At 62.1% G+C, this 16,592-nt stretch carries 17 protein-coding genes; 6 read left to right on the top strand and 11 right to left on the bottom strand.

The genetic code is table 11. From position 1 onward, the window contains the following. Window positions 1-48: 48 nt before the first annotated feature. The 6 genes from G7016_RS15340 to efeU all read right to left on the bottom strand — a co-directional run bounded on the left by G7016_RS15340 (window position 49) and on the right by efeU (window position 6,246). Window positions 49-813 (bottom strand): SDR family oxidoreductase, encoded by a 765-nt coding sequence (locus G7016_RS15340; protein WP_181115809.1) that lies wholly within the window; start codon window positions 811-813, stop codon window positions 49-51. An 11-nt stretch (window positions 814-824) separates the two neighbouring features. Then, on the bottom strand, window positions 825-1,892 hold the full coding sequence (locus G7016_RS15335) for a phosphotransferase family protein (RefSeq protein ID WP_181115806.1): 1,068 nt from the start codon (window positions 1,890-1,892) through the stop codon (window positions 825-827). 153 nt (window positions 1,893-2,045) lie between these two features. After that, on the bottom strand, window positions 2,046-2,867 hold the full coding sequence (gene efeO / locus G7016_RS15330; RefSeq protein ID WP_181122548.1) for an iron uptake system protein EfeO: 822 nt from the start codon (window positions 2,865-2,867) through the stop codon (window positions 2,046-2,048). A gap of 16 nt (window positions 2,868-2,883) precedes the next feature. Then, the gene (gene efeB, locus G7016_RS15325) at window positions 2,884-4,188 is read right to left on the bottom strand and encodes an iron uptake transporter deferrochelatase/peroxidase subunit (protein ID WP_181115801.1); all 1,305 of its coding nucleotides are present in this window, start codon (window positions 4,186-4,188) and stop codon (window positions 2,884-2,886) included. A 13-nt stretch (window positions 4,189-4,201) separates the two neighbouring features. Continuing rightward, window positions 4,202-5,398, bottom strand: coding sequence for an iron uptake system protein EfeO (gene efeO, locus G7016_RS15320; RefSeq protein WP_181115799.1), 1,197 nt, complete (start codon window positions 5,396-5,398; stop codon window positions 4,202-4,204). Window positions 5,399-5,406: 8 nt separating this feature from the next. Continuing rightward, on the bottom strand, window positions 5,407-6,246 hold the full coding sequence (gene efeU, locus G7016_RS15315; protein ID WP_181115797.1) for an iron uptake transporter permease EfeU: 840 nt from the start codon (window positions 6,244-6,246) through the stop codon (window positions 5,407-5,409). Window positions 6,247-6,513: 267 nt separating this feature from the next. On the opposite strand from efeU, the gene G7016_RS15310 reads away from it, so the two are divergent. Both G7016_RS15310 and G7016_RS15305 read left to right on the top strand, forming a co-directional pair. Then, window positions 6,514-6,918 carry a TraR/DksA family transcriptional regulator gene (locus G7016_RS15310; RefSeq protein WP_181115795.1) on the top strand — a complete coding sequence of 135 codons (405 nt, stop codon included), beginning with the start codon at window positions 6,514-6,516 and terminating at the stop codon, window positions 6,916-6,918. A gap of 112 nt (window positions 6,919-7,030) precedes the next feature. After that, a complete protein-coding gene (locus tag G7016_RS15305) occupies window positions 7,031-8,641 on the top strand; it encodes a methyl-accepting chemotaxis protein (protein ID WP_181115793.1) in 1,611 nt (536 codons plus the stop codon). Window positions 8,642-8,647: 6 nt separating this feature from the next. Here G7016_RS15305 and G7016_RS15300 read toward each other — a convergent pair whose 3' ends face one another. Then, the gene (locus G7016_RS15300; protein ID WP_181115791.1) at window positions 8,648-8,911 is read right to left on the bottom strand and encodes a DUF2789 family protein; all 264 of its coding nucleotides are present in this window, start codon (window positions 8,909-8,911) and stop codon (window positions 8,648-8,650) included. Window positions 8,912-9,219: 308 nt separating this feature from the next. On the opposite strand from G7016_RS15300, the gene G7016_RS15295 reads away from it, so the two are divergent. The 3 genes from G7016_RS15295 to G7016_RS15285 all read left to right on the top strand — a co-directional run bounded on the left by G7016_RS15295 (window position 9,220) and on the right by G7016_RS15285 (window position 11,191). Continuing rightward, the gene (locus G7016_RS15295) at window positions 9,220-9,690 is read left to right on the top strand and encodes a hypothetical protein (RefSeq protein ID WP_181115789.1); all 471 of its coding nucleotides are present in this window, start codon (window positions 9,220-9,222) and stop codon (window positions 9,688-9,690) included. Between the two features lie 66 nt (window positions 9,691-9,756). After that, window positions 9,757-10,770 carry an ABC transporter substrate-binding protein gene (locus G7016_RS15290; RefSeq protein WP_181115787.1) on the top strand — a complete coding sequence of 338 codons (1,014 nt, stop codon included), beginning with the start codon at window positions 9,757-9,759 and terminating at the stop codon, window positions 10,768-10,770. A gap of 166 nt (window positions 10,771-10,936) precedes the next feature. Next, the gene (locus G7016_RS15285) at window positions 10,937-11,191 is read left to right on the top strand and encodes a hypothetical protein (RefSeq protein ID WP_181115785.1); all 255 of its coding nucleotides are present in this window, start codon (window positions 10,937-10,939) and stop codon (window positions 11,189-11,191) included. Window positions 11,192-11,204: 13 nt separating this feature from the next. Here the strand turns inward: G7016_RS15285 and G7016_RS15280 are convergent, their stop codons facing one another. The 3 genes from G7016_RS15280 to G7016_RS15270 are packed head-to-tail and all read right to left on the bottom strand — an operon-like array spanning window position 11,205 to window position 13,460. Then, window positions 11,205-11,975 carry an alpha/beta hydrolase family protein gene (locus tag G7016_RS15280; RefSeq protein WP_181115784.1) on the bottom strand — a complete coding sequence of 257 codons (771 nt, stop codon included), beginning with the start codon at window positions 11,973-11,975 and terminating at the stop codon, window positions 11,205-11,207. Further along, complete coding sequence (locus tag G7016_RS15275) at window positions 11,959-13,068, bottom strand: DUF3182 family protein (protein WP_181115782.1); 1,110 nt, start codon at window positions 13,066-13,068, stop codon at window positions 11,959-11,961. The genes G7016_RS15280 and G7016_RS15275 overlap by 17 nt, the downstream gene beginning before the upstream one ends. A gap of 14 nt (window positions 13,069-13,082) precedes the next feature. Continuing rightward, window positions 13,083-13,460 carry a termination factor Rho gene (locus G7016_RS15270; RefSeq protein ID WP_181115780.1) on the bottom strand — a complete coding sequence of 126 codons (378 nt, stop codon included), beginning with the start codon at window positions 13,458-13,460 and terminating at the stop codon, window positions 13,083-13,085. 175 nt (window positions 13,461-13,635) lie between these two features. Here G7016_RS15270 and G7016_RS15265 point away from each other — a divergent pair, with 175 nt between their 5' ends. After that, a complete protein-coding gene (locus tag G7016_RS15265; RefSeq protein ID WP_181115778.1) occupies window positions 13,636-15,444 on the top strand; it encodes an aminopeptidase P family protein in 1,809 nt (602 codons plus the stop codon). 9 nt (window positions 15,445-15,453) lie between these two features. On the opposite strand, the gene rhtA is transcribed toward G7016_RS15265, so the two are convergent. Continuing rightward, window positions 15,454-16,338, bottom strand: a complete 885-nt coding sequence (gene rhtA, locus G7016_RS15260; RefSeq protein WP_181115776.1) for a threonine/homoserine exporter RhtA — start codon at window positions 16,336-16,338, stop codon at window positions 15,454-15,456. Window positions 16,339-16,592: the final 254 nt, after the last annotated feature.

Genomic DNA, 16,592 nt, shown 5'->3' with positions numbered 1-16,592 from the left:
TTCACAGCTGCCAGCTATGCCGCAGCCGTGAGTAGCACCCGCGGCTGCTCAGGCCAGATACCCGCCATCCACATTGAGCGCTGTGCCCGTGGTGTAGCTGGAGGCGGCGCTTGCCAGGTACAGCACCGCCCCGGCCATTTCCGTGGGTGCTGCCACGCGCCCCAGCGGAATGTGGGTAAGCGCCTGGGCCAGAATCTTCTCGTTGCTCACCAGCGCGGAGGCGAATTTGGTGTCAGTGAGCCCTGGCAGCAGCGCGTTGCAACGAATGCCCAGCGCTGCGCATTCCTTGGCGAACACCTTGGTCATGTTGATCACTGCGGCCTTGGTGATCGAGTACACCCCCTGGAACGCACCAGGCGATACCCCATTGATCGACGCTACGTTGATGATGCTGCCGCCGCCATGGGTACGCATCAGCTTGCCCGCTTCCACCGACATGAAGAAGTAGCCGCGAATGTTCACGTCCACGGTTTTCTGGAACGCCGCGATGTCGGTGTCCAGCACATGGCAGAACTGTGGGTTGGTGGCGGCATTGTTGACCAGCACGTCCAGCCGGCCGAAGCGCGAGCGGATGGTCTCGAAAGCCTGCTGAATCTGCTCAGGCTCGCCGATATGGCACGCCAACGCCGTGGCCTGGCCACCCTGCGCGACGATCGCGTCGGCCACCGCCTGGCAGCCCTCGAGCTTGCGGCTGGAAACGATCACGTGGGCGCCTTGGGCCGCCAGCAGCCGTGCAATGGCTTCCCCAATGCCGCGGCTGGCACCAGAAACAAAAGCGACTTTGCCGCCAAGATCAAATAGATCGGTGGGCATGCAACCTCCTCTCAAAGGGTAGAACGGCCGATCACCTGCAGGCTCATCTGCTCAAGCAAGGCGTTCATGGCGACGAATTGAGCGAACCGCGGATCGCGGGTCTGCCCATGGAAATAACGGTAATAGATTTGCTGGACGATCCCCGCCAGGCGGAACAGCCCCTGGACGTAGTAGAAGTCGAAGTTGCCCACGGTGAGGCCCGAGCGCTGCGCGTAGTACGCGACCATTTCCGAGCGGGTAAGCATGCCGGGGGCGTTGCTGGGCTGGCGACGAGTGAGTTGCACCGCGTGTGGATCGTCGGCTTGCACCCAGTACGCCAGGCAATTGCCCAGGTCCATCAGCGGGTCGCCCAGGGTGGCGAGCTCCCAGTCCAGTACGCCCGTGATGCGCATGGGGTTGGCAGGGTCGAGAATCACGTTGTCGAAGCGGTAGTCGTTGTGGATCAGGCTGGCCCGGCCACTGTCGGCGGGGCGCTTGTCACGTAGCCAGTCCATCACTGGCGTCCACACCGGGGCATCCGGTGTTAGCGCATTGGTGTAACGCTCGCACCAGCCTTCGACCTGCCGCTGCACATAGCCTTCGGGGCGGCCGAGGTCTTCCAGGCCACAGGCTTTGTAGTCCACCTGATGCAACTCTACCAGGCGGTCGACGAAGCTCTTGCACAGGGCAGTGGTAGTGTCGGCATCCAGGCCCAATTCCGGTGGCAGGTCTTTACGCAGGATGACCCCGCGCAACCGCTCCATCACGTAAAACTGCGCGCCGATCACGCTTTCGTCGGTGCATAGCAGTACTGGCCTGGGGCAATAGCTGAAACTACGGCTGAGCTTATCCAGGATGCGGTATTCGCGCGCCATGTCGTGGGCGCTGCGGGCTTTGTGACCGAACGGCGGGCGCCTTAGCACCAGCTCCCGGTCCGGGTAGGCAAGCAGGTAAGTAAGGTTGGACGCCCCACCAGGAAACTGGCGGATCGTGGGTGCGCCGTTGAGGCTGGGCAGGTGCGCCTTGAGAAGGGCATCGACAGTGGCGCCGTCGAGTGCTTCGCCTTCACGCAAGCTGATGGTCTGATCAGTGAGCGCCATGCGGGTCCCTTGAATAAATGGCTCTTGGCTGGGCAATCTAATTGCGCAGGGTAGCCGGGACAAGACTAGCAGGCGTGTTATCAGTGAAGCTGTTGGCGGGGCATACAGCACAGATGATGCCCGGGGGTACGATCACCCCCGGGCGGTGTCGGTTTAATTCAGGCCGAGCTTGCCGCGCAGGGTGGAAAGGTCTTCAGCCAAGGTGTTTACCGGGCCGATCATGGCCTTGCGGTCACGTTCCTTTACCTTGTCGTAGGTTTCAAAGCCACCGTCCTTGGTCTTGTACTTGGCCAGGATGGTTTCCACTGTGGCGAAGTTCTTGTCCACCTTGGCAACGAACGCCTTGTCCTGCTTCTCGATTTGCGGGCGGAACAGGTCAACGATCTTCTTGGCGCCGTCCACGTTGCCCTGGAAGTCATACAGGTCGGTATGGCTGTAGCGATCTTCTTCGCCGGTCACCTTGGTGGCGGCCACTTCTTCAAGCAGCGCCGCGGCGCCACCCACTACTTTTTCCGGCGGGAAGGTCAAGCCGTCGATGCGGGCCTGAAGGTCTTTTACATCCTTGACCAGCTGATCGGCGAAGCCTTCGTAGCCTTTGGTGGTGTTTTGGTCGAACAGGCCGTATTCGATACGGTGGAAGCCGGTGAAATCATCCGCCGTCACGCCTTGCTCGTGGTCGTCCACGCGTGAGTCGATGGAGGCATCCAGGTCGCTGAACAGTTCGGCGATGGGTTCGATCGCTTCATAGTGCACGCGCGTAGGTGCGTAGAGCTTTTTCGCCGTCGCCAGGTCGCCCGCCTTGACCGCATCGGTGAACGTCTGGGTTTCACTGACCAGCTTGCCCACTTCTTCGGTGACGTAGATCTTGTAGTCGGAAATCGGCTGCACCAGGTCCAGGCCTGCCGGCGTGGCGGCAAAAGCCGGGGCGGCGAGGGCGGTCATGGCAATCATGGACGCGAGCAAGGTTCGTTTCATGTGGTGCATCCCAGGGTCAAGTAGTGGTGTTGTTGTGAGGCGAAGCGAGCAGCGCGCGGCCGATGAAGTCCTCGGCGTTGCGCACCCCCGGCAAGGTGAAGAAATACCCCCCACCGGTGGGTTTGAGGTATTCCTCCAGCGGCTCGCCGTTGAGCCGGCGTTGAACCGTGATGAAGCCTTGCTCCAGGTCGGCCTGATAGCAGATGAACAGCAGGCCCATGTCGAGCTGGCCGTTCTTGTTCACGCCATTGGAATAGTTGAACGGCCGGCGCAGAATCAGGTTCGCCTCGCTGCCGGGCGTGCGTGGGTTGGCCAGGCGTATATGCGCGTCAAGGCGAGTGAGCTTGCCTTCCGGGTCCGTGCTGTAGTCGGGGAGGGCAAACTCATCGCCGCCTTGCATGGGCGCGCCGCTGGCCTTGCGGCGGCCGAAGATACTCTCTTGCTCCTGCAACGGGGTGCGGTCCCAGCGCTCCACGAAGTTGCGGATGACGCGCACCACCTGGTAGCTGCCTTGGGCAGCCCAGGCAGGCTCGTCATCGCCCGGCTGTACCCACACCAGGCGATCCATGGCTTGGGTATCGGTGGAGTCCGGGTTGGCGCTGCCATCGCGAAAGCCCAGGAAGTTACGCGCGTTCTGTGCAGGCTCCCCCGGCTTGGTCGGCGCCTGGGGTGGTACCGAACCCTCCTGCTTCCAGCGCACGAACAGCAGGTCTGGCAATGCTTTGATAACGTCCCGCAAGGCATGAATGTTGGTATCGGGCGTGTTGGAGCAGAACTGCAGGCTGAGGTCGCCGTGGCAGCGATCCTCCTCCAGCGCGTCGTTGGGAAAGCCCACCATTCGGCTCAACCGTTTTGGTTTGAGCGCCTCTAGCCCGTAGCGGTCATCGAACAGCGAAGCGCCCACGGACACCGTGATGGTGAGGTTGTCCGGGCTTACCACTGGGCCAAGAATCCCGGAATCGGCCGGCGGCAGTTTCGGGTCCAGATTGTCCACGGGGCCGCCACGGGTGAGGAACCGAATGCGCTCGTCCAGCGTACGGAACAGGCGCTCAAGGTCTGCGCGGTCGTTGGCAAGCACGTCGAATGCCACAACCATGCCCGCGGCAGGGCGTGGCGTAACGATCCCGGCCTGGTGCACGCCTTCATAGGGGTGGCGGTCTTCGGTGCGTTCGCTTTTCGGCGCCTCGGTCACCTTGCCTTCGTTGGCTTGCGCCATCATCGGGCAGCCCAGGCCGCTGCCAGCGAGCGCGGCGCCCGCAGCGCCCAGGCCAAACAGCACCCGGCGGCGTTCAAGGGAGGGGAGGTGGCGTGTATCGGTCATTGCATGTATGCCTTCAGAGATCGGACAGGCCAAGGGCCGGATCGATGCCATCCAGGGCGTCGGCCAGATCACGGGCGCGATCGGCGATTGCCTGGCGCTGCGTCTGGGTAAGTTGGGTATAGGCAGGCCACTGGCCCTCGCTGCGCACCGCCTGCAACGTGTCATTCAGGGCTGCGCTGGCGCTATCAATGCGTTGCTGCACGTCAGCAGCGGTTTTTTCCACCAGAGGGCGCATCAGCGAAACAACCTTGTTCGCCCCCTGCAGGTTGGCGGCGAAGCCATTGAGGTCGGTGTGGCTGTAGCGCTCTTCCTCGCCGTTGAAGCGGTGGTCGGCCACGCTGCGCAGGTTGCGCGACACCATGGCCACCAGTTGCTCGGGCGGAATCGGCTGGGCGAGCAGCTGGGTTTTCAGCAGGGTTACATCAGCCAACAACTTGCGAGCGATGGGTGCCAGCGGCTGGGCAGCCTTGGCGCTGGCATCGAACAGTTCATACTCCAGCCGATGGAAGCCTGCGAAGGCTGGGTCCTGCTCGCGGTGTTCGTAGTAGTCAGCCCGGGCATCAATGGCATTGTTCAATTCGGAGAAGCGTTGTGCTGCGCCAGCGATGCGTTGATAAGCCGCCCTGGCTGGCGCATACAGTTCGCGCGCCTTGCTGAGGTCTCCGGCATCGATAGCGGCGGACAAGGCAGTGACTGCCGCCACCAAGGCTGTGCCCTGCTGGCTGAGGTACACCCGGTACTCGGACAGCGGGCCAATAAAGGTAGTGAGCGAAGGGCGCGCCTTGGCGCGGGCGTCGGACTCTGCGGTAGCCGTAACAGTCAATGTGCCACGGGGGTTGCTGAGCAGGCCGCAGGTGATCGCGTAGTGGCCGGGTTCAAGGTTGGCATTGATGAGTTGGCTCATGCCAGGCGCGATGTTTTCCCGCTCCTCGAGTACCAGCACGCCATCGAGGATTTCCCATTCCACGGCACGGTCGGAGGCATTCACGATACGGAAGGCGGCCTTGCCCGCCGGCACGCTCAGCGCGGCGGGCTCACAGCTGTGGTCGTGGATAGTGACAACGGTTTCCTGGCCGGCATGGGCCTTGCGTTTTTCGCTGGCTACTTGCGAGGCGTAATAAAACAGGCCGCCAGCGGCGATCATCAGGATCACCGAACCGGCTACGGCCACGCGCATGAGGCGTGGCGGCCGAGGAGCAGATGTGGGCATGAAGAACCTTAAGAATGGCTTACAGTGGGTGCGGTGTTGCGGGCAGGGCGCACCGGTGCGAAAAACAGCGCCAGCGCGATCACCAGGTAACCGGCCCAGGCGCCCAGCGTGCTGACGGTGGGCGTGTCCTGGTAGCCGAACATGCCCGCCAGCACCGCGCCGGCAGGGCTGTCGACAGGCAGTTGCGCGCTCCAGTCGAACACCACGTGCTGCAAGCCATTCCATACGCCGGCCTCATGCAAGGCCTGCACGGAATTCGCCAGGATGCCCGCTGCCACCACCAGAATGAACAGCCCGGTCCAGCGGAAGAACCGCGACAGGTTCAGTTTCAGGCTGCCGCGGTACAGGGCGACCCCCACGGCCACCGCACCCATCAGCCCCAGCAGCGCGCCTAGCGGGGCGCCAGTGCCCTCGCTCTGCTGAAACACGGCCAACAGGAAGAACACGGTTTCCAATCCCTCGCGGGCTACGGCGAAGAACACCATGGCGATCAACGCAAAAACCTGATTGCGCGAGCCGGCCAGCGCCGTGTCGAGCGATGCATGAAGCGTGTGCTTGATCGAGCGCGCCACTTTGCGCATCCAGAACACCATGGAGCTGAGAATTCCCACCGCCAGCAGCCCGATCACGCCTTCGAACAGCTCTTGCTGCTTTTGCGGAAATTCAGCGCTAGCCAGTTCCAGGCCACCACCGGCCAGCAACGCCACGGCCACGGCGAGGAATACACCCACCCATACGGCAGGCATCCATTCGCCCCGGCCCGTTTGCTTGAGGTAGCTGGCGATGATGCCTACGATCAGCGCGGCTTCGATGCCTTCGCGCAGCATGATCAGGAACGGAACGAGCATTAAGCACCGCGTCAATAAAGAATGAGATTGCGTTTTGTAACATAATGAGACTCATTATTGAACGTGCGTTCCAGCATGTTTCATGAAGCTGTCATGTTCACCGACGGTCGGCGCCCTGCGCTCGGTATTCCGGCAATTGGGCCCGTGCTATTGCTGCATGCTGCTCACGCCCGTAGACTCCCGCCCCTTATTTGATTTTACCCGTCGCCCGGCACCGCTGGCGCGACCGGCCAACGATCCGTCTCACGCAGGTTTATCGAGATATCAATGACGAAGGAAAAGTTGCTGGCCATGCCGGCCGATGACTACATGAACGCCGAACAGCAGGCTTATTTCACCAAGCTGCTGCAAGCCATGAAGGTCGAAACCCAGGCACGTATCGACGAGAGCCGTATTGCGATCGAAAGCCTGGACTCCCCGGCCGACCCGGCGGACGCTGCCTCCGTGGAAGAAGAACGCCACTGGCTGGTAAATGCCATCGAGCGCGACCAGCGCCTGTTGCCGCAACTGGAGCAGGCCCTGGGGCGTATCGCCGAGGATACCTTCGGCTGGTGCGAAGACAGCGGCGAGCCTATCGGCCTCAAGCGCCTGCTGATCAGCCCTACCACTAAATACTGCATCGAAGCGCAGGAGCGCCACGAGCAGATCGACCGGCATCAGCGCCAGGCCTGATCCCGCCGCCTGGGTGCCAGTCATCGAGTGAGACGAAGGCAGCATGGCTGGCAACGCGACGATAGACCAAGATGGGGAAAGCCAATAATAAGCCCCAGCAGGAGTCGCAGGCATGAACCTTCCCGGAGCAGTGCAGGGTTTGTCGTCTACCCCGGATAGCCCCTCGGTCCCGGCCCGGCCATGGCGCCGGGCCCTGTTGCAAAGCCTGTTGGTGCTAATGGCCGTCGTTGCCAGTGAGCTTGCGGGCTTTGCTCCGGCCATCACCGGGCTGCTGGCGCTGGTTGCACTGTGGCTGCCAGTGCTGCCAGCCGGCAGGTCCGCCCCGGCTACGCCTGTCGCGGCCGCACCCATGGCCACCCTTACGCGCGATCTTTCCCGCGCCACAAGCCATAACGCCCTTTCCGCGGCCGGGGTCGCCTGGTCGGTTCGCCTGCTGGCCGGCCGGGTGCAATCACAACTGGCTGGCGCTGCCCGCATCGTTGGCAGCGCCGAGGCCATGATCCGCACCGAGCACCTGGCCAGTACCTTTAGCGAGCAAGCCCTGGCGGCGTCCTCCCAGGCCCGACAGAGCAGTGCCAGCGGCCGCGGCGTGCTGGCACAATCCATCCAGCGGATGCACCAGCTCAGCGAACGGGCGACGGCCAGCCGCGCATCCATCGAAATGCTCAGCCAGCGCAGTGAGGATATCCAGCGCGTGGCGCTGGTTATTCAGTCGATCGCCAGCCAGACCAACCTGCTTGCCCTCAATGCCGCCATCGAAGCCGCCCGCGCCGGGGAGCACGGGCGCGGTTTCGCGGTGGTGGCCGACGAGGTGCGAAGCCTGGCCGGGCGCACCGCCACGGCTACGGAAGAGGTGGGCAAGATGGTTGGCGAGATTCAGCAGCGTACCGCTGACGTGATGGAGCAGATTGCCTTGCTCAGTGACGACCTGCGCCAGGGCGTGGAACAGGTAGAGCACACGGGTAGCGAGCTGTCACGGATTGCCGAGCTATCAGAGGGCGTGGAGCGGCAGGTGCAGACCATCGCCGAAGGTGCGCGCGGGAATCAACAGCAGCTGGAAGCCTTGTTCGAAGCAATCGCCGGCATGCGCGAAGATTTGGCCATCAGCGACGAACAAACCCGAGCGCTGGCGCAGGCTGCGGAAAATATGGAGCGGCAGGCGGAGGTGATCAGCGAGCGCCTGGCGGAAGTGGGGCTGGATGACTATCACCAGCGAGTGTACAGCCTGGCGCTGGAAGGTGCGCGTGCCATCGAGCAGCGCTTCGAGCAGGACCTTGCCGCCGGCCGTATCAGCCTCGATGACCTGTTCGATCGCCAGTACCGGCTGATTCCGGGTACCATGCCGCCCAAGTATCAGACCCGCTTCGATCGTTATACCGATGACACCCTGCCTGCGATCCAGGAACCATTGCTCAAGCGTCACGAGGGGATGGTGTTCGCCATTGCCTGTACGCCAGAGGGCTATGTGCCTACTCATAATCAGGCCTTCAGCCGGCCGCCAATGGGTGACCCGCAACAGGACATGGTGTATTCACGCAGCAAGCGCAAGTTCGACGACCGCACCGGTATCCGCTGTGGCAGCCATCAAAAGCCGCTGTTGCTGCAGACCTATACACGGGATACGGGCGAATTGATGCACGACCTTTCCGTCCCGATCACAGTGCGGGGCCGTCATTGGGGAGGGTTGCGCCTGGGGTACAAACCCCAGGCGGCAAGGGGGTAAACGCGGTCAAACAGCCGGGGGAGTGGCCTGCTGGTTGGCGTCGTGATGCAGGCGGGTATTAAGCTCGTCGACCCACATGGCTTCTTCTCCATCCGCCATGATCGACTCCTTCAGCAGGGCGGCCTGGGAGTTGTTCCAGAATTCGGCCTCTGACACCTTTACGTCGGCTGGAAGTTGGTGTTCGTCGATGAACTTGTCTATTTCCGGCCCGCTGGTACCCAGGCCGAGTTGGGCGAACAGGCTTTCCAGGTCGTGATGGACGTCTTCCATTGGGGGCTCCGATTCAGGTTCTGTAAACACGGTTACGTCGCTGGATTTGAACCCCGTATCTTGCGCGGAGTTCGCCCTTTTCGTGACTGTTTTCGACAATGATCGGAAAGGGCTTTTCTTTACCGGGGGTTTTGGCAGAGAATCCCGGATTACCGGCAACCGCTTCAGAGGGATGATCCATTCGCGATCGTTGCCCATCTGCCGGGCCATTTGTTCATGTCAGGGCTTTGCCCCGTATTTTCATGGTTGGCGCATGCCGGCCACAAACCGGGAGCGACCGGTTCTACCATCGGGTTGAGGATCTTTCGTTGGCAGTCAGCAATCTGGATATGCACGCTCTTTTTGTACTGGGCGATTTGCGCGCTAAGTTGGTCAAGTTATTTCAATCTCGTTTTGTGTACATCACCGAACAGTCCGCGGACAGCCTCTACATGGCTGAAGTGGATACCGAAACCGCTCTTGTAGTCGATGACAAGCCGGGCTTGCAGTTGAAAGTAGGCGATCATTTTCGGGCCGCCGTGCTGCCAAGCCGCGAAGGCGGCAAGTTCGAGATCAAGTTCCGCGACCTCAAGTTCACCATCTATGGCCTTGGCGAATACGCCTTCGTGCAAACGCCCATGGGCAACGGCGTGGTGTTCCGCCAGGGCCAGAGCGTAATGCTGGTGTTCGCGGCCAACGAGCAACTTGTGGGAGGGCTGACCAAGCCTCTCAAGGCTGCAGTGGCCAAGGCAGCCAAATGGCGAGCCGGTGAGCTCACGTTCAAGGCAAGCGAGCAGTAAGCGCAGCGTTTGGTGCAACCTCGGCTAGGCTGTGGCTGTCATCTGCCTACAGCCCAGGAGGTACCCATGAAACGACTCCATAGAACCCTGACGGGGTTCTGCGCCGCGCTTGCGTTCGGTTATCTGTCGAGCGCCAGCGCCAGCGCCAACGACACCGTCCGGTTCGCTGATCTGAACTGGGAAAGCGGTAGCCTCATTACTGAAATGCTCCGCTATGTAGTGGAGAAGGGCTACGGCCTGCCCACCGAAACACTGCCCGGTACCACGGTTACCCTGGAAGCGGCCCTTGCCAGGAACGACATCCAGGTGATCGCCGAGGAGTGGGCTGGCCGCAGCCCGGTGTGGAACGACGCCGAAGCCAAGGGCCAGGTCAAAGGCCTGGGCGATATCGTGAAAGGCGCCACCGAAGGCTGGTGGGTGCCGGCCTACGTGATCAAGGGCGACCCCGCCCGGGGTATCAAGCCGCTCGCGCCGGACCTGCGTAGCGTAACGGACCTTGCCCGGTACAAGGACGTGTTCAAGGATCCGGAGAGCCCCGGGAAGGGGCGTTTTCTCAACAGCCCCACCGGCTGGACATCCGAAGTGGTAAACGGGCAGAAGCTCAAGGCCTATGGCCTGACCGACAGCTTCACCAACTTCCGGGCAGGCTCGGGCGCGGCCCTCGACGCCGAAATCAGCTCTTCGGTTAAGCGGGGCAAGCCGGTGCTGTTCTATTACTGGAGCCCCACGCCACTGCTCGGCCGTTATGACTTCATTCAGCTGGAAGAGCCGCCGTTCGATGCCGAAGCCTGGAAGACCCTCACCGATGCCAGCAACCCCAACCCGCGGCCCACGCGGTCTTTGGCCTCGAAGCTGTCGGTGGGCGTTTCCACTGCGTTCGAGCAGGCGCATCCTGAAATCGGCGCCTTCCTTGCCAAGGTAGACCTGCCCATTGCCCCACTGAACCAGGCGCTGGCGACCATGAGCGAAAAACACCTCGAGCCGCGCAAGGTGGCGGCCGAGCTGCTCAAGGCTCATCCCGAATGGCTTCAAGCCTGGCTACCCGCAGACATCGCCAGCAAGGTCCAGGGCACCCTCTGATCCCCTGTTTCAGCAGCCCTCGCGCGCCTTGGCGCGGGGGTTCCATGGCCATACCGTTGCTTGGGCAATAGCCACTATCAAACCCGGTGATTTTTCTGTGAACGAGCGTGGGCTTAGCCTGAACTCATTCCCGAAACGTAACCGCCCGATGGGGCTGGAGGTTCCCATGAAACGCTCGCTGCTGCTGATTCCGCTGATGTCCGTTGCCGTTCTGGCCGGTTGCACCACCGCTGGCCCTGAAACCCGCCCGTATTCCGCTGAAGAGCGCTTCGAGCTGTCCATGGAAGCTCTGAACAGGCAAGGGTTGCCTTTCGATCAATACGTTCAGGCCCGGGCCAAGCTGGTCCGTGGGCAGAACGCCAATGCCACTGGCCTGGCTCAGGATGCCGTACCCGCCACCCAGGCAGGCCGCGAAAGCTGAGGTACAGGCCTTGTCAGGAATACACCGCCGAATGGTGGGGGTAGTTTTCCAGCCGAGAGCCTATGACCATTTCGCTGATCCAGTTGGTAAGGATGCTGCTGTAAGCCTTCTGGCAAGCTTCGCTGGTAAGGGCATGATCGCTGCCATCGACAATACGATGGGTCAGCGAGTGAGCGCCGACGAAGGCAGAGCGATAACTCATGAGGGTGGTGTGCGGCACGTAGTCGTCATGCTCTGACTCCACCAGCAATACATCGCCGGCAAACTCGGCGCACGCCGCCAAGGCGCGATTGTCGGCCGGAGTGAGCACGGTACGACGGTAATGGGCCAGGCCTTCCCGGTTCAATGCAGACTTGGGCACGTCCCACTCCTTGTCCCAATACAAGGCAGGCACCCGAAGGGCGAGCCAGCGGACCTTGCGTTGCGCGGTGAGCAGGGCGGCCAGGTAACCGCCGTAACTGCTGCCGACAACGGCAATGGAATCGGGGTCTACATCCGGGTGGCTGACCAGCCTGTCATACGCGGTCAATACATCCTTAAGGTTTTGTTCCCGATTCACGGTCTGACGCTGGCTTTCGGTTCGCGCATGGCCACGCAGGTCGAAAGTCAGACATACACAGCCCAGGCCCGTTATGCCTTTGGCGCGGCCGAGGTCGCGCTGCTGGCTGCCGCCCCATCCGTGCACAAACAGAATGCCAGGTAGCTTTGGGCTGGGGCTCAACAGGGTGCCGGCGATGCTTTGATCGTCGACGGGAAGTTCGATGGGTTCACTCACTATGGCCATAAGGTCGGATCCGTGCGTATTTGGTGATGAAGCCTACTGCGGCGTCATCGCCCTGGAAAAACAGCTCGGCGCCTTCGGGCACACTGAAAGGGCCGAACACTTCGTGGGTGGAGGCGATCACCTTGTGCAAGGTCGGGTCCTGCTTGAATGCCAGCAGGGCCAGGATTTCCGCGCTGCTGGCGCCGCCCACCCGCCACGACTGCTCCAGCACGCCGCTCAGCCGACGGCCGTCATGGGTAGTACCCACCGCAATGTCGTAGTTGCGCCTGGAGGCAAAGAAGCCGGGGTAGCTCTTTTCCACGGCCTGTTCATAGGCCCGGGCCTGACGTATCGCTGTTTTCAGCGCGGGCGCCAGGTTGTCTTGCAGCAGGGCGTCATAGTCGCCCTGGTAAACGTTGAGGTCGGAGCCGCCGTAGACCCATTCACCCTGGTTGTCTTCGGTCAGCCGTTGGGTGCCGTAATAGCTGGCTGTCTGACCCCCCACGCGTACTTGCCCAACGCTGAAGGTTTCGACGTCTGTAAGGTTTTCTTCAAGCACCAGGCCCCAGTTGTTCAGCTCCTTTTCATCCATGGGTGCCAAGGCCCTTTCGAGCGCCGCAAGAGAGTCGATCACTTGTTGTCCTCGGCCCGCCGTCGCCCGTACCGGCTTGAGCCGGAATGCCGCCTGTTCAAGCATGGAGCGGCCCGCACGTATCGCGTCAGCCTTGCTGAAAACAGTCCAGCCCGGCAGCAGCGCATCGCCTGCCAGCCGTGCAAATTCGGGCTGCCAAGTCGAAGGCGCCTGGCTGTCGGGATATAAAGGATGGGAAATTGCCTTAGTGGCGATGAAAGGGTCACTTACCCACCCGCCGAAGAAATCTGCCTGCGAGTGCACATTCAACTGCATCGCGGCCTGCCCTGTGAGCGTGCGCGCAGGCAGGTAGTAAGTGTGTGGCGCGGGCGCGTCATCTGTCGGGAGCACCCGAGCAGGCCGGATGCCCAGCAGGTCGCATAACATTGCGGCGAGCTTCTGGTGAACGTCACGTTCGTGTTGCGGGGTGGCCGTATCGCCCGCCAGAAGCTTCACCGCATCATAGGCCGAAACTGCATTCATGGTCGGCTTCCGCGTCAGGAGGCTTTGTGCAATGCGTCGATCAACGCCTGTTTGTCCATGGAGGAGCGGCCGGGAATATTCCGGGTACGCGCTTCGGTCATCAGCGACGCTTTGGTTTGCGTGGCGAGCGAGGCGTTGGATGAGCGCGATTCACCCTTGCGGCTCGCTGCAGCGCGCTCCGCGCTGTCGTGTCGGGCACGGGATTTAGCCTTGGGGCTGGTACTTTTCCCGCCGCCAGACTTTTCCCCGCCGCCGGACTGCTTGTTGACCGTGGCCCAGGCACGCCCTTCGGCTGCCTTGGCGGGTACTCCCTTGGCCTCATACTGCTTCTCGATGGCTGCAGCCTTGTCTTTTTGTTTGTCGGTGTATTTGTCTTTGCTTCCACGGGGCATGATGCACCTCCAGCTTGACGAAGTCGGAACACTAACGCTGGCCTTGAACGGCCATCCTCTCAAGTTATGAAGAGCGCAACCGCCGGAAGTTCAGCGCCAACGCTTGGGCCCTGACTTGCTGCTGAGGCCGGGCGTGCCGCATGATTGCTTCTTTATTCATGGTGCTGGAGCTTCAATGACTTCCTCTTCTTGCCCTCACGGCTCGGTTCCTGATCGCATTGCCGCCGTTCGCGCACTGCTGGAACGCGAGCGTGTGGATGCCTTGCTGGTACCGTCGGCCGACCCTCACCTGTCCGAATACCTCCCGGGCCATTGGCAGGCGCGCCGCTGGCTCTCCGGCTTCGAAGGCTCCGTGGGTACCTTGGTGGTCAGTGGTGCGTTTGCCGGGCTATGGGCAGACAGCCGGTATTGGGAGCAGGCTGAGCGGGAATTGAACGGTAGCGGCATCAGCCTGATGAAGCTGCAACCGGGTGCCCCCGGCCCACTGGATTGGCTTGCCGAGCATGTACCCAATGGCGGCAGCGTTGCGGTGGATGCTCGTGTGCTGGCGTTGCAGGCCGAGCGCAGCCTGAGGCAGAAGCTTGAGCCCAATGGCATTCAATTGCTGGGTGGGCGCGACTGGATCGCCGAGGTGTGGACCGACCGGCCAGCGTTGCCCGGCAAGCCCGTGGTTGCCCATGCGGTGCCTGAGGCCACCGAAGCCTTGGCCAGCAAACTTCGTCGGGTACGCCAGGCGATGGCCGAGGCCGGGGCGAATGCTCACTTTATCGCCACTGTTGACGACATCGCCTGGCTGTTCAATCTGCGCGGCAGTGACGTCAGTTACAACCCGGTGTTCCTTGCCTTCGCGATGGTGCGCGAAGACAAGGCGGTGCTGTGGGTGGGAGAGGGCACAGTCGCTCCCCCTTTGCAGGCCATGCTGTCCGCTGATGGAGTGGAAGTACGGGATTACGAGCAGGTGATGACGGACCTGGCGGGGTTGGACCCTGAGACGTCGTTGTTGATCGACCCGGCAAGGGTCACTGCGGGTCTGGTCGCCAAGCTGCCCACCTCGGTCCGACTGATTGAGCAGATCAACCCCAGCACCTTGTTCAAGGCGTGCAAGAGCGAAGCGGAGCTGTCCCATGTACGGGAGGCGATGGAACGGGACGGCGCTGCGCTTTGCGAGTTCTTCGCCTGGCTAGAGAGCGCACTGGGTAACGAAGTAGTGACTGAGGTGGCCATCGATGAGCAGCTGATTGCCGCACGTGCGCGTCAAGCCGGCTACGTATGCCCCAGTTTCGCGACGATCGCGGCCTATGGCCCGAACGGCGCGTTGCCGCACTATCGCGCCACGCCATCGTCACATTCAGTCATTGAAGGTGATGGCCTGCTGCTGATTGATTCAGGTGGCCAGTACTTGGGCGGTACCACCGATATCACGCGCATGGTTCCGGTTGGCACGCCCACCGAGGAGCAGAAGGCAGACTGTACTCGCGTGCTGCAAGGCATGATGGCACTGTCCGCCGCGCGCTTCCCTGAAGGCATACTCACGCCGCTGCTGGACGCGATCGCGAGGGCGCCGCTTTGGGCAGACAACGTCAACTACGGCCACGGCACCGGCCATGGGGTGGGCTACTTCCTCAATGTGCATGAAGGCCCTCAAGTCATCGCCTATCAGGCCGCGCCCGCGCCTCATACCGCAATGCGAGAGGGCATGATTACCTCCATCGAGCCTGGCACGTATCGGCCAGGTCGCTGGGGTGTTCGCATCGAGAACCTGGTAGCGACCCGGGCGGCTGGGCGGAGTGAGTTCGGTGAGTTTCTGCAGTTCGAAACCCTGACCTTATGCCCCATCGACACCCGTTGCCTGCTACCGGAGCGCCTGGCACCGCATGAGCGCGAGTGGCTTAACCGGTATCACGCCCAGGTGCGCGAGCGCCTTGCCCCGAGGGTGAACGGCGATGCCTTGGCTTGGTTGAATAGCCGCACAGCCGCAGTGTGAGGCCTTGCCCTAGTCAGCCGCCGCTACCGCGGTTGGCTGGCGCGGCAGAGTGAGCGTTGCACCCGCCGAGGCGGCGATAATGGCAGCAATCGCCAGCCATTGGTTCAAGGTAAGCGCCTCGCCCAGGAACAGCAGCCCCGACAGCGCGCCGATCGCGGGCTCCATGCTCATCAGGATACCGAACGTACGCGCAGGCATGCGGGTGAGCGCAACCATCTCCAAGCTATAAGGAAGTGCCGTCGATAAAATGGCCACGCCGATGGCGGCGGGGAGGATCGACGGATTCAGCAGCGCAGCCCCGGCGGAGATAACACCGAACGGCGCGATACAAATGGCAGCCAGGGTAACCCCAAGCGCGGCGGTCTGAATGCCATGGGCGGCCCCGGCTTTCTGCCCGAACACTATATAAAGCGCCCAACATGCACCGGCGGCCAATGCGAACAGCGCGCCGGTGGGGTCTACCGCCCCGGCGCTGGCAGCACCTGGTACCAGCAGTAGCAGGCCGGCCAGCGCCAACCCTACCCAGCAGAAGTCCACTTTGCGCCGGGACGACAGTACCGCTACCGCCAATGGGCCGGTGAACTCCAGCGCAACGGCAATACCCAGTGGAACCGTGCGCAACGACATATAGAAGAGGAGATTCATCCCCCCCAGCGCAAGGCCATAGACGAAGACGTGGCGAAGCCCGTGAAAGGACATCTTCGTTTGCCAAGGGCGCAAGGCGATCAGCAGGATGACGGCGGCGAATACCAGGCGAACGGCGGTCGTACCCGGCGCGCCTATCAGCGGGAACAGCGATTTTGCCAGTGAGGCGCCAGACTGTATGGAAGCCATGGCTATCAAGAGAAGGCCAATGGGGAACGCAAGCGTACGGAGAGAGGCGGGGGAGGGCATGACAATCCTGAAACAGAGGGCAGCTGTGCATGATCCTGCAAGGCCTCGACCTCGGCAACGGGCTTTATTGCCGGTAGGTGTTAAATAAGTGTTGACGCCCTCTCGAAAGCCCTTATAATGCGCCCCGCTTCCAGCGACAACGGAACGGCAAACTTCTTGAGAATCAACGAGTTAGCAGTTCGGGTAAGCGGGAAGTGGCTTCGATCTCCGGATCGGATGCGGTGAAAAAGGGGGTTGACAGCAGGTGGTAACGC

Source organism: Pseudomonas japonica, assembly GCF_013522925.1.
Taxonomy (GTDB): domain Bacteria; phylum Pseudomonadota; class Gammaproteobacteria; order Pseudomonadales; family Pseudomonadaceae; genus Aquipseudomonas; species Aquipseudomonas japonica_A.
This window is presented reverse-complemented; position numbering and strand designations above follow the sequence as displayed.

Excerpts from the sequence above, each read along its gene's own strand:
- G7016_RS15340 (WP_181115809.1), bottom strand. The coding sequence starts at position 813 with ATGCCCACCGATCTATTTGATCTTGGCGGCAAAGTCGCTTTTGTTTCT.
- G7016_RS15335 (WP_181115806.1), bottom strand. The coding sequence starts at position 1,892 with ATGGCGCTCACTGATCAGACCATCAGCTTGCGTGAAGGCGAAGCACTC.
- efeO (WP_181122548.1), bottom strand. The coding sequence starts at position 2,867 with ATGAAACGAACCTTGCTCGCGTCCATGATTGCCATGACCGCCCTCGCC.
- efeB (WP_181115801.1), bottom strand. The coding sequence starts at position 4,188 with ATGACCGATACACGCCACCTCCCCTCCCTTGAACGCCGCCGGGTGCTG.
- efeO (WP_181115799.1), bottom strand. The coding sequence starts at position 5,398 with ATGCCCACATCTGCTCCTCGGCCGCCACGCCTCATGCGCGTGGCCGTA.
- efeU (WP_181115797.1), bottom strand. The coding sequence starts at position 6,246 with ATGCTCGTTCCGTTCCTGATCATGCTGCGCGAAGGCATCGAAGCCGCG.
- G7016_RS15310 (WP_181115795.1), top strand. The coding sequence starts at position 6,514 with ATGACGAAGGAAAAGTTGCTGGCCATGCCGGCCGATGACTACATGAAC.
- G7016_RS15305 (WP_181115793.1), top strand. The coding sequence starts at position 7,031 with ATGAACCTTCCCGGAGCAGTGCAGGGTTTGTCGTCTACCCCGGATAGC.
- G7016_RS15300 (WP_181115791.1), bottom strand. The coding sequence starts at position 8,911 with ATGGAAGACGTCCATCACGACCTGGAAAGCCTGTTCGCCCAACTCGGC.
- G7016_RS15290 (WP_181115787.1), top strand. The coding sequence starts at position 9,757 with ATGAAACGACTCCATAGAACCCTGACGGGGTTCTGCGCCGCGCTTGCG.
- G7016_RS15285 (WP_181115785.1), top strand. The coding sequence starts at position 10,937 with ATGAAACGCTCGCTGCTGCTGATTCCGCTGATGTCCGTTGCCGTTCTG.
- G7016_RS15280 (WP_181115784.1), bottom strand. The coding sequence starts at position 11,975 with ATGGCCATAGTGAGTGAACCCATCGAACTTCCCGTCGACGATCAAAGC.
- G7016_RS15275 (WP_181115782.1), bottom strand. The coding sequence starts at position 13,068 with ATGAATGCAGTTTCGGCCTATGATGCGGTGAAGCTTCTGGCGGGCGAT.
- G7016_RS15270 (WP_181115780.1), bottom strand. The coding sequence starts at position 13,460 with ATGCCCCGTGGAAGCAAAGACAAATACACCGACAAACAAAAAGACAAG.
- G7016_RS15265 (WP_181115778.1), top strand. The coding sequence starts at position 13,636 with ATGACTTCCTCTTCTTGCCCTCACGGCTCGGTTCCTGATCGCATTGCC.
- rhtA (WP_181115776.1), bottom strand. The coding sequence starts at position 16,338 with ATGCCCTCCCCCGCCTCTCTCCGTACGCTTGCGTTCCCCATTGGCCTT.